Consider the following 13,641-nt stretch of genomic DNA (forward strand, 5'->3'; position numbering starts at 1 on the left):
GTCCGTCCTCCTCAGGCGTTGCGGACGCGGTGGGGCACGTCGTCGCTGGCGATCAGCACGCGGTGCATCACGCGCGGGAAATCGCCATAATCCTTGACCGCGTAATGCAGGCCGGCGCGGTTATCCCAGAAGGCGACCGATCCTTCGCGCCAGCGGAAGCGGACGCTGTGTTCGGGCTTCTTCACCTCGTCATAGAGGCGCGCGAGCAGCGCATCGCTCTCGGCCTTGTCGAGATCGACGAAGCGCGGCTTCAGGCTGAAATTGATCCAAAAGATGTCCTCGCCCGTCTCGGGATGGGTGCGCACCGCCGGGTGGGCGACGAGCGGATAGATCTCACCGGCGCGGTTGAGTGCATCCTGGAAATCGTGGACGACGTAGAGATTGTCGATCGCAGCGCGCAGATCGGCGGGCAGGCCGCGCAGGATCGCGCCGCCATTCGCCCAGATCGTGTCGCCGCCGACGGGCGGGATCGTTTCGGCGCGCAGCACTGCGCCCAGCACCGGATTGAGCCGCCAGCTGGTGTCGGTGTGCCAGTGATTGCCGCGATATTCGTATTTCTTCGCATCCTCGGCGGCGATCGGCTGAATGATGCGATGCGTCTGCAGGCCGCCGGTCGGGTGGGCATAAAGCTCCCCGAACTTCGCGGCGAAGGCGAGTTGCTGGTCGCGGCTGATATGCTGATCGCGGAAGAACAGCACCTTGTGCTGAAGCAGCAGCGCATAGAGTTCGTCGCGCGTGCCGCGATCGAGCGGTTGGCCGAGATCGACCCCGCCGATCTCGGCGCCGATGACGGGGGTGAGCTGATCGACGGTCAGGTTGGTCGTGGTGTCGAGTGTCGTGGTTGCCATTGGGGGGCTCCTTCCGGTTGACCCCCAAAGGCTAGGCGCGGTGGCGGCGGCGCGACCAACGAGAAGCCGCGATGAGGTGATGAGGATTTCTGAACTTTGTGGGGTAGCGATGCGATCCTCCCCCGGAGGGGGAGGGGGACCGCCCGAAGGGTGGTGGAGGGGTAGTTCGTCGGGATCGGTGTGCAGGAGTGGGTAGGTGCCGCTGCCGGCCAATACCCCTCCACCATGCTGCGCATGGTCCCCCTCCCCCTCCGGGGGAGGATCTGAAAAGGGCGCAACTCGACTCCAAAATCAGGACAGGTGAAGGTCGGCGCGTCCTGCCAAAAGGGCACCCGGACGTAGGGTAACTAGGGTCAGTGGTGCGGGCATGGCTGGGGCCGACCGAACCGACATGCTTTACCTGCTGTCACCAGGCCAGGGGATGCGGTCCTGCGATTGGCTGCTGCCATCCCTCGAGAGGATGGCCCCGGCGATTGGGGGCGAAGCGTGGTCTGTCCGGTCGGGGCTACCCGGGATGCGGTTGCCCGCAGTGGATCGGCCCTGTCTTTCCTTCGAAACCGCAAGTCGCCTCCGCCTGCCGGCGGGTTCGTCCAGCACATGCCGGCGAGAAGCGATGCGCATCCGCTTCTGAAACCGGATGACTTCGCGCCGACCTGTCACGGCCCGGATGCGGAGCGAGCTCTGCTCCGGGCCGGTCCTGTACCCCCAGGCTGATCATGCGAGGGGATGGTGGAGTGAATAACCCAAATGGTTCGTTTTGTCAAGGATGAAAATCCTCTCCCGGAGGGAGAGGGGGACCGGCATAGCCGGTGGAGAGGTATTGGCCGGGGGCGATGGTCAGGAGAATGAGCGTGCCGCTGCCGGCTAATACCCCTCCACCATCCTGCGGATGGTCCCCCTCCCCCTCCGGGGGAGGATCAGGGGCGCACCCACGGCCGTTCGCGATACCATTTGGTCACGACATATTTGACGCCGCTGCGGACTTTCAGGCCGGCGTGGAGAGTGGCGGGGTTGGGGTGGCCGGCGGGGTCGAGGTTGGACCAGGCGAGGAGTTTGCCGGGTTCGGGCTGGACGATCTTGTCGAGCGTCCTGAAGCGGGTGGCGCCGCCCGAAATGGGGCGGTTGAGGTAGATCATCACCGTCCACGTGCGCTGCCCGGCGTCGGCGCAGTAGCGCAGATAGTCAAACCCGGTTGGTTCGAAATAATCGGTGTGGTCGCGAAATTCCTGCCCCACGTCGTAGCGTTGGCCCTGAAGCGGTTCGCCGTGCGTGGGATCGAGGCCGGTGAGGTCTGCGATGGCGCGGTCGATCGCCTGCGCTTCGGGCAGGGCCGCGTGGAGATCGCAGCTCTCGCTGGTGCGGAAGCTGGCGTCGCCATGATGATCGGCCATCGTGGAGGGGCGCCGATCGGCGTCGATCCGCGCGATCAGCGCGGCGCACAGATCGGCGGGGATGAAGTCGCGCTTCACGAACAGATCGGCGCGGCGCGAGGGCACTTTTTGAACGCCCGAGGCGGCGGCGAGGCGCCCAGAGACCCCCGCCGCGACCCCCACCGCCGCCATCGATCAGGCCGCCTCGCGCGCGGCGTAACGCTCGGCAATATTCTCCAGCGCGGCGACCAGTTCGGGCACATGGGTGACGTTGGGCATATGGTCGCATTCGAAGCTGATGACTTCGGTCGGCTTCGACACGGCGATCATCGCGCGCTGGTTGTTGATCGGCAGGGTGCGATCGAGCGTGGTCTCGATATAGATGCGCGGGACCGAGCCGTATCGTTCGGGGCTGAGCGAGACAGGGGTGCCCAGCGGGATCATCGGCTCATGCCCGACCTGCGGGATCGCCCAGGCGCGATCCTCCGCGCTGCAATCGCCGTAGAAGATCTCGTCGGCGCCCTCATTGGGGATCAAGGCGGTGCCATCGGCATTGGGGCGCGGCTGGATCAGGCCCATTTGCAGCTCGATCCCCGCCTCGGCACCGATATCGGCCATGTGCATCGCGGCCTTGCCGTTGGGGAGCATCAAGGCGGTGAGATAGACGAGAGCGGCTATCTTTTCGGGCACCGCTTCGGCCACCTGGCTGATCGGCAGGCCGCCGCGCGAGTGGCCGAGCAGGACGACCTTGCCGTCGATCCCGTTGAGCAGGGCGACGAGATCGTCGGTCCAGCGTTGCAGCGTGACCTGCATCGGGGGCGTCGTATCCTTGCCGCAGCCGGCGAGATCGGGGGCGTACACCGTGTGCCCGTCCGCCTCCAGCGCGGCCTTCACCTTGTCCCAGCACCAGCCGCCGTGAAACATTCCGTGGATCAGTACGAAGGTCGCCATATCTCTCTCCTGGTCTTTGTCTTTGTCTATCGTGTCGCCGGTCAGGCCGCGCGCGCCGCGTCTTTCGCGAGGACGCCTTTGCGTGCGACTTTGCGCATCGCATCGGGGAAAAGCCGCGCGAACAGGCGGAAGATCTTGGTCGGGCGGCCGACCGGATAATGGAGCGCCTTGCCGTGCACGGCGTCCCACACCGCAGCGGCGGGCATGGCCGGCGTGTGCGAACCGTTGCGCGCCATTTCGTCGTTGAGCGAGGTGTTGCGATCAAAGCCGCTCTGATGAACCATCGGCGTATCGGTGAACCACGGCATCACGCAGCGCACCTCCACCCCCAGCGGCGCGAACTCGCCGTCGAGGGCTTCGGAGAGGCCGCGCACCGCGAATTTGGTCGCGCTGTACACCGCCAGATCGGCGCCGCCATAGATCGCGCCCGCCGACGCCATGTTGACGATCACGGGATTGGTGCCGGCGCGAAGATGCGGCAGCGCCATGTGGCAGCCGTTGATCACGCCCTTGATATTGATGTCGACCAGCAGATCGGAATCGACGGGATCGCTGGCGACGAAGCGGCCGTAGCGGACGATGCCGGCATTGTTGACCAGCACGTCGAGCGCGCCTTCGGGGCCACCGCAAAATGTGTCGAGCGCGTCACGCCACTGGGTGCGATCGCGCACGTCGAGGAGGAAGAACGCGACGCCGTCGATCGGTTCCTTCGGCGTCTGGATATCGCCGATGCCGACGCGCCAGCCCTTGCCGGCGAACAGCTTTGCGGTGGCGTGGCCGATGCCGCTCGCGCCGCCGGTTACGAAGATCGATCGCATCCCCCACTCTCCATTCTTGTTATGTCGTCGTTGATTCATGCTCCGCAATCAGCCGCTCGAGCGCGCGCTGATAGTCGCCGAGCGCGGGCGGCAGGCCGGTGGCGGCGAAGCCTTCGCGGAGCGCCGGCAGCCCACTGGCGTCGCACGCGGCGACCAGTTCCTCCCGCAGCGCATCCGGCCCGCCGGCGGCCGCCTCGGCCGAGGCGCGGTAATGCAGGCCGACGGCGGCGCCGGCCGTGATCTGATTGACCTCGAAATAGAGCGACAGCGCATCGACCGGGGCGATCCCGCGATCGACCAGCAGTTTCACGACATGATCGAAATAGACGATGTCGGCCAGGGTGCGGCGGGTGCCGTCCATCATATGGCCGATCAGCTGCGGATGGCGGCGATAGACCGCGAAGATCGAGGCGGCATGTTCGCGCAGCACCGCCTGCCAGCTTTGGCCATGATCGACGATCAGGGTCGACTGGCCCAGCCGCTGCAGCGTCAGGTGGATCAGATGGTCGTAATTGTCGACATAGCCGTAGAGCGTGGCGACCCCGGTGCCGAGTTTGGCGGCGAGGCCCGCCATATCGAGCCGGTCGATCCCGATCTCGCACGCCGTGTCGATGATCTTGTCGAGCGTCAGCCGACGCGGGCGCCCCTGCGGACGGCGGGGGGCGGGGGCGGCGGAGATGGTCTGGTTACGCACGGTCATCCGCCGATGGATAGCGGACCTATTTCGGAAGACAATTCGGAAATGCTTACTGACATAACTGAAGGTGATTCGGCCGTAACGTCGGTTTGCGCAAACCTTCGCGCGGTCGCGGATTTCTACGTAAGACCTTGGTCTAATCCGTTTCGGCAAAGTTATACCTGAGTATTAGATTGGCATGCCGATGATGACATTGCGGGCCGCCGAGACGACCAAAAATAACTCCTGATTAAGCAAGCGAGCGCACCCCCGAACCTGCGTTAGGGGAGTTGCGTTCTGTTGCGTTTGCTTGAACTTCGGATTGGTCGCCGGGCATGGGCCGGCGCTGTTGCTTCGGCGACAGCGCTGATCGCCTGCCTGTCGATCAATCCGGTTCATGCGGCGACCGAAGCGGGCACTGCCATCCGCAACGTCGCCCAGGTCCAGTACGGCATCGACGGCCAGACCAGCACGATCGCGTCCAATCCCGTCAGCACGCGCGTGGACGAACTGATCGACTTCACCGTCGATCCGCTGCCCGCCTGCGGCAATCCGACCGGCGATGTGACCGCGGTCGGCTTCGAAATCCTCAACACCGGCAATGGCGATGAGAGCTTCATCATCGGCGAGCCCGTCGCCACCGGCAATTTCCAGGTTACCGGCCTTGCCGCCGACGCCAACGACAATGGCTGCTACGATCCCGGCATCGATCCCGCCATTCCCTATGGCACCGAGACGCCGATGCTGCGCCCGTTCGCGCGCTATCGCGTGTTCGTGCTGGGCACCGGGACGCTCGACGGCAGCACGGTCGAACTGCCCGTATCCTCGCGCTTCGGCCGCCGTCGCGTGGGCGAGGTGATCACCGGCGCGGGCGAAGGCGGCAGCGACGTCGTGATCGGCGGCACCGGCGGCCACGTGAACGGTCGGCCGATCCGCACCACCTCGGTTCAGGAAGTCCAGGCCGAACTGGTCAAGACGCAGGCGATCACGGCGCGCGACGGCAGCGCGACGCCGATGCGCGGCGCGATCATCACCTACACGCTCGAAGGCCGCTTCACCGGCGGCGGCACCGCGAGCGACGTCGTCATCGCCGATCCGATCCCCGCGGGCACCGCTTATGTCGCCGGCAGCCTCAAGCTCGACGGCGCCGCGCTGAGCGACGCGGGCGACGGGGATGCGGGCAACTTCACCGGATCGGGCATCTCGGTCGCGCTGGGCAATGTGCCCGCGCCCGCGACCCACACCGTCAGCTTTCAGGTTCGAATTCAATGAAATGGAGTGACACCATGACCCGCACGACTGCCCGGCTGGCTGCGATGTTCGCGGCCTTTTCGGCCGTTCCGGCGCTGGCCGGCGGCATCACCCTCGACGCCCGCGTGCTGCGCGTCGAAACCGTCGCGGGCGCCGAACGGCTGACCCCGGCCGCCAAGGCCGTGCCGGGCGACCACATGGTCTATGTCCTCGCCTACAAGAACACGGGCGATCAGGCCGCCAAGGACGTGGTGCTGAGCAACCCGATCCCCGCCGACATGCTCTATCGCGGCGCCGGCGATGGCGGCGAGCCGGACATGTCGGTCGACGGCGTTCAGTTCGGCCCGCTCGCCTCGCTCACGGTCGCCGGCGCCGACGGCAGCCGCCGTCCCGCCCGCCTCACCGACGTCCGCCAGCTGCGCTGGCACCTGAACCAGGCGATCGCGCCGGGGGCGTCGGGCCAGGTCTCTTTTCACGCGGTCGTCCGCTGATCTTCGTTTTCAACAGGGAGTAGTCAGTCATGTTGCGTAAGTTTATCAACCCCTTGCTGCTGTCGGGCTCCGCCCTGGCACTGGCCATGCCCGGCATCGCGCATGCCGCCGGCACCGTCGCGGGCACGACCGTGACGAACACCGCGACCGTGAACTTCTCGGTCGGCGGCACCGCGCAGAGCCCGGTCTCGTCGAACGCCGCGAACTTCCTGGTCGACCGCAAGGTCAACGTCACCGTGTCCGAAGTCGGCGGCGCGGCGACGACCGTGACCTTCGGTTCGACCAACCAGGTGACGACCTTCGCCGTCACCAACAATACCAACTCGGTAATGGACTATCGTCTGTTCGCGACCGAGCAGCTCGCGCTCGTTTCGACGATCTTCGGGCATCAGGACAATTATACCGTCTCGAACATCCGCGTTTTCGTCGATAGCAACGGCAACGGGATCTACGATGCGGGCGTCGACACCGGCACCTTTGTCGACGAACTGGCGCCCGACGCCAGCGTGGCGGTGTTCATCGTCGCCGACATTCCCGCGACCGGCCCGTCCAACGCGGTGGCCGGGATTTCGCTGACCGCCGTCGCCGCGACCGGCGGCACGGGCGGCGCGCTGGGCGCCGATACGATCGCGTCGCTGCTGGGCGACAATCCGGGCGCCGTCGACAACGTCTTCGCCGATGGCCAGGGCGCGATCGACGCGGTTCGCGACGGCCGCTTCTCCGCCTTCGACGAATATGTCGTGGGCACCGCCGCCGTCACCGCGATCAAGACCGCGACCACGATCATGGATCCGGTCAACGGTTCGCTGCTGCCCAAGGCGATTCCGGGCGCGACCGTGGAATATTGTATCCAGGTGACCAATGCCGGCCCCGGCACGGCGCAGGACGTGGTGGTGGAAGACGCCATCCCCGCCAATTCGACCTATGTTCCGGGCAGCCTGTATGTCGGCGGTTCGACCCTGCTGGGTGCATGCGTCGCCGATGGATCGTTCGAGGATGACGATACGAGCGGCGCCGACGATGCCGACGGCACGACGGGTTCGTTCGACAATACGAAGATCCATTCGTTGATCGCGACCGTCCCGGCGTTGAGCACCGTGACGACTCGCTTCCGCGTGACCGTCAACTAAAGCGCACTTGCGCCTATTGTCTGCCTTGAACGCGCGGCAGCGCGCGGGCGGCGGCGAAGCCAACTCCCTGGGCTTCGTCCGCCGCCCGCTGGCGCGAGCGCTATGTGCCTTCGCGGCGGTCCTATCGACCGCTTCGGGGGCCGCGACCATTTCGAACACGGCGAGCATGTCGTTCCGCGCCAATGGTGGCGCCGTGCAGACGATCAGCTCGAACGAAGTTCAGGCTACGACGGCCAAGGGGCCGCCGGCCGTTGTCCGCTTCACGCGCATTGCCGCGAACTATGCCAACAAGCTGCCGATTGCGATGTGCCGCAACGGCACAAACGATCTCACCGATTTCGATGGCGACGGGCTGGCCGAGGAGCCGCCTGCCGGCGCCTATAGCGACACGCACAGCTATGCGTCGACCGCCCCGATCCTGATCGAGCTCACCAATCCGGCGGGCAATCGCGACCCGAATGTGCGCGAGTTCGAGGAAGTGACGCTGACGTCGGCTTTCGGGGACGTCGAGCATCTGCGGCTGGAGGAAACCGGCGAAGATACCGGCATCTATGCCGGCGCGCTGCCCAGCGCGATCGCGTCGATCGTGCAGGACGACTGCCATCTGCAGATCCGTCGCCGTGACAGGATCCACGTCAGCTTCGACGGCGACGAGGATGGAACCAACAATAGCGACGACGACGCCCTGATAGATCCATTTGGGTTCGTTTTCGACTCGGTTACGGGCCAGGTCGTCAACGGCGCCCGTATCACCGTGATCAACGACGCCACCGGACTGCCCGCCCAGGTGTTCGGTGACGACGGGGTCAGCGCCTATCCCAACACGATGCTGAGCGGCGAGACGGTGTCCGACGCCAGCGGCGCCCTCTATCCCGGCTCGCCCGGCCGGTATCGCTTCCCGCTGCTCGCGGCGGGCCGTTATCACCTCAAGATCGAGCCGCCGGAAGGCTATGCCGCTCCATCGGTCGCGACGCCCGCCCAGCTCGCGACCCTGGAAGGCCCGGCCGGCAGCTATATCATCGACGGCCCGTCCTATGGACAGGCCTTCCTGCTGTCGGATCCCGAGCCGCTGCAGGTCGATATTCCGCTCGATCCCGGCAATGCCGCGCTGACCCTCGACAAGGTGGCTTCGACCCGCACCGCTTCGCCCGGCGATGTGATCCAGTACCGCCTGCGCCTGGTGAACCGCGACGCCAATCTGTCGGCGGTCGGCGTGACGATCAGCGACGTCCTGCCCGCCGGGCTTCGCTATCGCCGCGGATCGACGCGGGGCATCGCCGAGCCCGACGTTTCGGGCGACGGACGCAGCCTGACCTTCCGTGCGCCGATGATGCGGCCCGGAAGTGCGGCCGAAATCCGCTATACGGTGGAAGTCACGCCCGGCGCGCCCGTCGGCGAGGCGCTGAACCGCGCGATCGCGATGAATGCGAACGGCGAACGCAGCGCCGAAGGCCGCGCGAGCGTGCGCATCCGCCCGCTGCTGAACACCGACGCCATCACGATCATCGGCCGCGTGACCCAGGGGCCGTGCGAGATTCCCTTCGAACAGCGAAAGGGCGTGGCCAACGCCCGGATTCTGATGGAGGATGGAACCTATGTGGTAACGGACAAAGATGGTCTGTACCATTTTGAAGGGGTTCGCGCCGGCAGGCACGTCGTCCAGCTCGATGTCGGCGGATTGCCGGCGTCGCTGACGCCGATCGACTGCGAAAAGGACACCCGCACCGCCGGCAGCGCGATTTCGCGCTTCGTCGAAGGGCAGGGCGGCACGCTGCAGCGCATCGATTTCGTGCTGAACCGCGATCCGGCCAAGGAAAAGGCTGAGGAAGCCGTGATTCCGCAGGCCGCCGACGATGCGAGCGCGGCGGGCAACGGGATCGACTGGCTGGACGGCATCGAGCCGGGCGTCGATTTCCTGTTCCCGACGACCGACCATAATCCGCGCGCGCCGGTGCTGCGCGTCGTGATCAAGCATCTGCCGGGGCAAAAGGTCGCGCTGCGCGTCAACGGCGCGCCCGTCGACGAACTGCTGCGCGATCAGGGCGACGGCAATGGCCAGATCGTGATCGCCAAGTGGAGCGGCCTGCCGCTGAAGGATGGCGACAACCAGGTCGAGGCGCGCGTGACCGACGCAAGCGGCCGCGAAGTCGCCGTCCTGCGCCGCACGGTCCACTATGCCAACGTCGCCGCGCATGCCGAATATCTGCCCGCGCGTTCCAAGCTGATCGCCGATGGCGTGACCAAGCCGGTGATCGCGGTGCGGCTGACCGACCGCGAGGGCAAGCCCGTGCGTGCCGGCACCCCCGCCGCCTTCACGATCGACGCGCCCTATCGCGCGGCGATGGAGACGGCGGCACAGGAAGCACGCCCGTTGCAGGGGCTGGGCAACAGCTCGCCCGCCGCGCGCGTGACGGGTGATGAGGGCATCGCCTACATCCCGCTCGATCCCACCGCACAGGCGGGCGCCGCGCGGATGGTGTTCAGCTTCCCCACCGACGGCCGTGCGCGCACCGAGGAGGTTCGCCCCTGGTTGCAGGCGGCGGCGCGCGACTGGGTGGTCGTGGGCTTCGGCGCGGGCACGTTCGGGCATCAGGTGTTGTCGGGTCAGGCGAAGAAGGCCGGCGGCCTGAAGAAGAACGACACGATCACCGACGGCCAGGTCGCGCTCTATGCCAAGGGCCGGATCAAGGGCAGCTGGCTGGCGACGATCGCCTATGACAGCGACCGCAAGGTCGATCGCGATCGCGGGCTGATGGGCGTGATCGATCCCGATCGTTATTACACCGTCTATGGCGACGGCAGCCAGCAGGGCTATGACGCGGCGACGCGCGGCAAGCTGTACCTGCGGTTGGAGCGGCAGCAATTCTACGCGCTGTTCGGCGATTTCCGTACCGACCTGACCGAAGGGCAGCTGACCAAGTTCAACCGCACGCTGAACGGCTTCAAGAGCGAGTTCCGCGCCAAGAGCGTGTCGATCGCCGCCTTCGCCGCGAACAGCGACGACCTGCACGGCCGCGACGAGATTCAGGGCAACGGGCTGACCGGCCCCTATCGCCTGCGGGCGCGCGAGATCGTGCCGAACAGCGATCTGGTGCGGCTGGAGACGCGCGATCGCTTCCGCTCCGAACTCGTCATCGAGACCCGCCAGCTGAGCCGCCACATCGATTATGATGTCGATGCGACCAACGGCACGCTGACCTTCAAGGCGCCGGTGCCGACCCGCGATCTGGACGGCAATCCGGTCTTCATCGTCGCCGATTACGAACTCTACGGCACCGGCACGAAGCGGCTGGTGGCGGGCGGCCGCGCGGCCGCGACCCTGCTGAACGGCCGGGTCGAGGTGGGCGCGAACCTGATCCGCGACGAGACCTTGGGCAATGCGACGCTGGGCGGCGTCGACCTGAAGGCCAAGATCACGCGCACCACCACGCTGCGCGCGGAGGCGGCGACGGGCGGGCCGGACGGGCTGAAGCAGAACCGCGCCTATATCGCCGAGGTCGAGCATCATGACGGCCGCACCGACCTGCTCGCCTATGTGCGGCAGCAGGATGCGCGCTTCGGGCTGGGCCAGCAGAATGTGGTCGAGGCGGGGACGCGCAAGTACGGCGCGGACGGGCGGATCCGCATCTGGAAGGGGCTGTCGGCCTCCACCTCCGTCTGGCATCAGGAATCGCTGACCGGTCCGGCGACGCGCGACGCGATCGACGCGCGGCTGGAATGGAAGGGCGACGACATGACCCTGCATGCCGGGGTCAAGATCGCCGACGACAAGGGCAATGCCAATGTCGAACGGGATTCGCGCCTGATCGCCGTCGGCGGCACGCGCGACTTCTTCAAGCACAAGCTGACCGTGGCGGCCGAGAACCAGTTCGCGCTGGGCGGCAAGAAGGACAGTCTGGATTTCCCCGTGCGGCGCAGCGTGACGGCGGCGTGGACGATCAGCGACAGCGTTCGCCTGATCGGCGGCACGGAGTTTGCGGAAGGGGCGCGTTATTCGGCGCGCAACATCCGCGCCGGTTTCGAACTGAGCCCCTGGGCGGGGGCGAAGATCAGCACGACCGGCAACCGGGAGGTGGTGGGTGAAAATGGGCCGCGCAGCTTCGCGCAGTTCGGCCTGGCCCAGTCGCTGCCGATCGGGGAGCATTGGACGGTGGACGCCGGATTCGACAGCAGCCGCACGATCAAGGGCAAGATCGCTGAGGGTGATATCGTCAATCCGCTCCAGCCCGTATCGACGATCGGGTCGATCGGGCAGGACGGCCGGCTGAACGAGGATTATGACTCGATCAGCCTGGGCGCCGGCTTCCAGTACGGCCAATGGTCGTGGAACGGCCGCATCGAAGGGCGCAAGGGCGAAAGCGCCGATCGGTGGGGCATTTCCAGCAACGTCATGCGCCGGCTGGGCGAAGGGCGCACGATCGCATCCAGCCTGCGCGCCTACCGGATCAAGAACCAGAACGGTTCGGTGGCGGCGTTGATGTCCGGCGATGTCGCGGTGGCGTGGCGGCCGCTCGACAGCCGCTGGGCGGTGCTGGAGCGGCTGGAGGTGCGGCACGAGCGCGGCGACGCGGGCGTGGGCGCGGGCAATGTCCTGGGCGTGGGCACGGCCAACGGGCAGGACGCGCTGTCGACCCGGATCGTCAACAACCTGGCGGTCAACTGGCGCTCGGGGCTGGAGGCGTGGCCGAGCAAGTGGGAGGCGACCCTCTACAGCGGCGTGAAATATGTGCGGGGCAAGTTCGACGACGACAAGTTCGATGGTCTCATCGACGTGACGGGCTTCGATCTGCGCCGCGACATCGGGCATCGCGTCGACGTGGGGCTGAGCGTCAACGTGCAACACAGCTGGACGCAGAAGACTCTGGCCTACAGCTTCGGTCCCTCGGTGGGCGTATCGCCGGCGGACAATCTGTGGATCAGCGTGGGTTACAACGCGAAGGGCTTCCGCGACCGCGATTTCGAGGACAATCGATATCTGAAGCAGGGACCGTACGTCACGCTGCGCCTGAAGTTCGACCAGCAGTCGATCGCGACGATGGGCGGCAAGGCGAAGGGGGGGGGGCGGTAAGGCACCCCAATCCCACCGTCACCCCGGACTTGATCCGGGGTCCAGCTTCTTCCTTCTCTTCCAGCGTTGGAGGAGGCAGCTGGACCCCGGATCAAGTCCGGGGTGACGTGTGGAGAGAGGAAACAATCTCGGCTCTCGTCGTTACGGCTTCATTCCCAATTCAGCCCGCGCCCGGCATAGGGGCAGCGTCCTGACAAAAGAGAAGCCCATGCGTCCCTTCATCCTGCCTGTCGTTGCCGCCTTGTCGATCGCCGCGCCCGCCGCCGCAGCGGAGCCGACGCTCGACCAGATCCAGGCGCATCTGCGCGGGATCACCACGATGACCGCCGATTTCGTGCAGACCGACAAGGCGGGCAAGGCGGTGTCGGGCAAGATCAGCCTGCGCCAGCCCGGCCGCGTCCGATTCCAATATGAGAAAGGCGTGCCGTTGCTGATCGTCGGCGACGGAAAGTGGCTGACGATGATCGATTATTCGGTGCGGCAGGTGTCGCGCTGGCCGGTGGGCGGATCGCCGCTGTCGGTGTTGATCGATCCGAAGCGCGATATCGCGCGTTATGTGAAGCCGGTGCCGTCGCCGGTGCCGGGCGCGATCATGGTTGAGGGGCGCGATCCCAAGCACCCCGAATTCGGCACGATCAGCATCGTCTTTTCGAAGGGCAACGGCCCTGGCGGCCTCGCGCTGCAGGGGTGGACCGTGCTCGATGCGCAGAACGGCCGATCGACCGTGCGGCTGTCGAATCAGGCCTATGGCACCCCGATCAGCGACAGAACGTTCAAATGGGACGATCCGCGCCCGCGCAGCCTCGGTAAATAATCGCCCCGTTCATGTGGGCGACAGGAACGCCCGTCTAGAGATGTTCATGCGGTCGCGGTGCCCGGAATTCCCCCTGTTGTCCGGGATACCATCGCGTCCCGCCTCGCGTGAAGAACGCCAGGTAGGCCCTCGCTCCTCGCCCCCGGAGCGGGGGCCATTCCTTTTCTGGCCGTATTTCATCCTCCCCCGCCAGGGGGAGGTGTCAGCGCAAGCTGACGGAGGGG

Annotated in this window: 10 protein-coding genes; 5 read left to right on the top strand and 5 right to left on the bottom strand. The window is 66.4% G+C overall.

The window, feature by feature from the left end:
* Positions 1–11: 11 nt before the first annotated feature.
* The 5 genes from EOD43_RS03965 to EOD43_RS03985 form a co-directional block, all read right to left on the bottom strand.
* Positions 12–848 carry a TauD/TfdA dioxygenase family protein gene (locus EOD43_RS03965; protein ID WP_127741300.1) on the bottom strand — a complete coding sequence of 279 codons (837 nt, stop codon included), beginning with the start codon at positions 846–848 and terminating at the stop codon, positions 12–14.
* 917 nt (positions 849–1,765) lie between these two features.
* Positions 1,766–2,410 (bottom strand): prolyl hydroxylase family protein, encoded by a 645-nt coding sequence (locus EOD43_RS03970; RefSeq protein WP_127741302.1) that lies wholly within the window; start codon positions 2,408–2,410, stop codon positions 1,766–1,768.
* A gap of 3 nt (positions 2,411–2,413) precedes the next feature.
* A complete protein-coding gene (locus EOD43_RS03975; RefSeq protein ID WP_127741304.1) occupies positions 2,414–3,169 on the bottom strand; it encodes an alpha/beta fold hydrolase in 756 nt (251 codons plus the stop codon).
* Positions 3,170–3,210: 41 nt separating this feature from the next.
* Positions 3,211–3,987 carry an SDR family oxidoreductase gene (locus EOD43_RS03980; protein ID WP_164857079.1) on the bottom strand — a complete coding sequence of 259 codons (777 nt, stop codon included), beginning with the start codon at positions 3,985–3,987 and terminating at the stop codon, positions 3,211–3,213.
* Between the two features lie 19 nt (positions 3,988–4,006).
* Positions 4,007–4,681 (bottom strand): TetR/AcrR family transcriptional regulator C-terminal domain-containing protein, encoded by a 675-nt coding sequence (locus EOD43_RS03985; RefSeq protein WP_164857080.1) that lies wholly within the window; start codon positions 4,679–4,681, stop codon positions 4,007–4,009.
* Between the two features lie 282 nt (positions 4,682–4,963).
* Between EOD43_RS03985 and EOD43_RS03990 the strand changes: the two genes are divergently transcribed.
* From EOD43_RS03990 to EOD43_RS04010, 5 genes are all read left to right on the top strand, one after another.
* Positions 4,964–5,935, top strand: a complete 972-nt coding sequence (locus tag EOD43_RS03990; protein WP_127741310.1) for a DUF11 domain-containing protein — start codon at positions 4,964–4,966, stop codon at positions 5,933–5,935.
* Positions 5,936–5,949: 14 nt separating this feature from the next.
* Positions 5,950–6,405, top strand: coding sequence for a DUF11 domain-containing protein (locus EOD43_RS03995; protein WP_164857081.1), 456 nt, complete (start codon positions 5,950–5,952; stop codon positions 6,403–6,405).
* A gap of 29 nt (positions 6,406–6,434) precedes the next feature.
* A complete protein-coding gene (locus tag EOD43_RS04000; protein WP_127741314.1) occupies positions 6,435–7,535 on the top strand; it encodes a DUF11 domain-containing protein in 1,101 nt (366 codons plus the stop codon).
* A 16-nt stretch (positions 7,536–7,551) separates the two neighbouring features.
* Entirely contained in the window at positions 7,552–12,603 is a 5,052-nt protein-coding gene (locus EOD43_RS04005) for a hypothetical protein (RefSeq protein ID WP_240653067.1), read from the top strand.
* Between the two features lie 208 nt (positions 12,604–12,811).
* Positions 12,812–13,417 carry a LolA family protein gene (locus EOD43_RS04010; RefSeq protein ID WP_127741316.1) on the top strand — a complete coding sequence of 202 codons (606 nt, stop codon included), beginning with the start codon at positions 12,812–12,814 and terminating at the stop codon, positions 13,415–13,417.
* Positions 13,418–13,641: the final 224 nt, after the last annotated feature.

It is taken from the genome of Sphingomonas crocodyli (assembly GCF_004005865.1).
In the GTDB taxonomy this organism is placed as follows: Bacteria; Pseudomonadota; Alphaproteobacteria; order Sphingomonadales; family Sphingomonadaceae; genus Rhizorhabdus; species Rhizorhabdus crocodyli.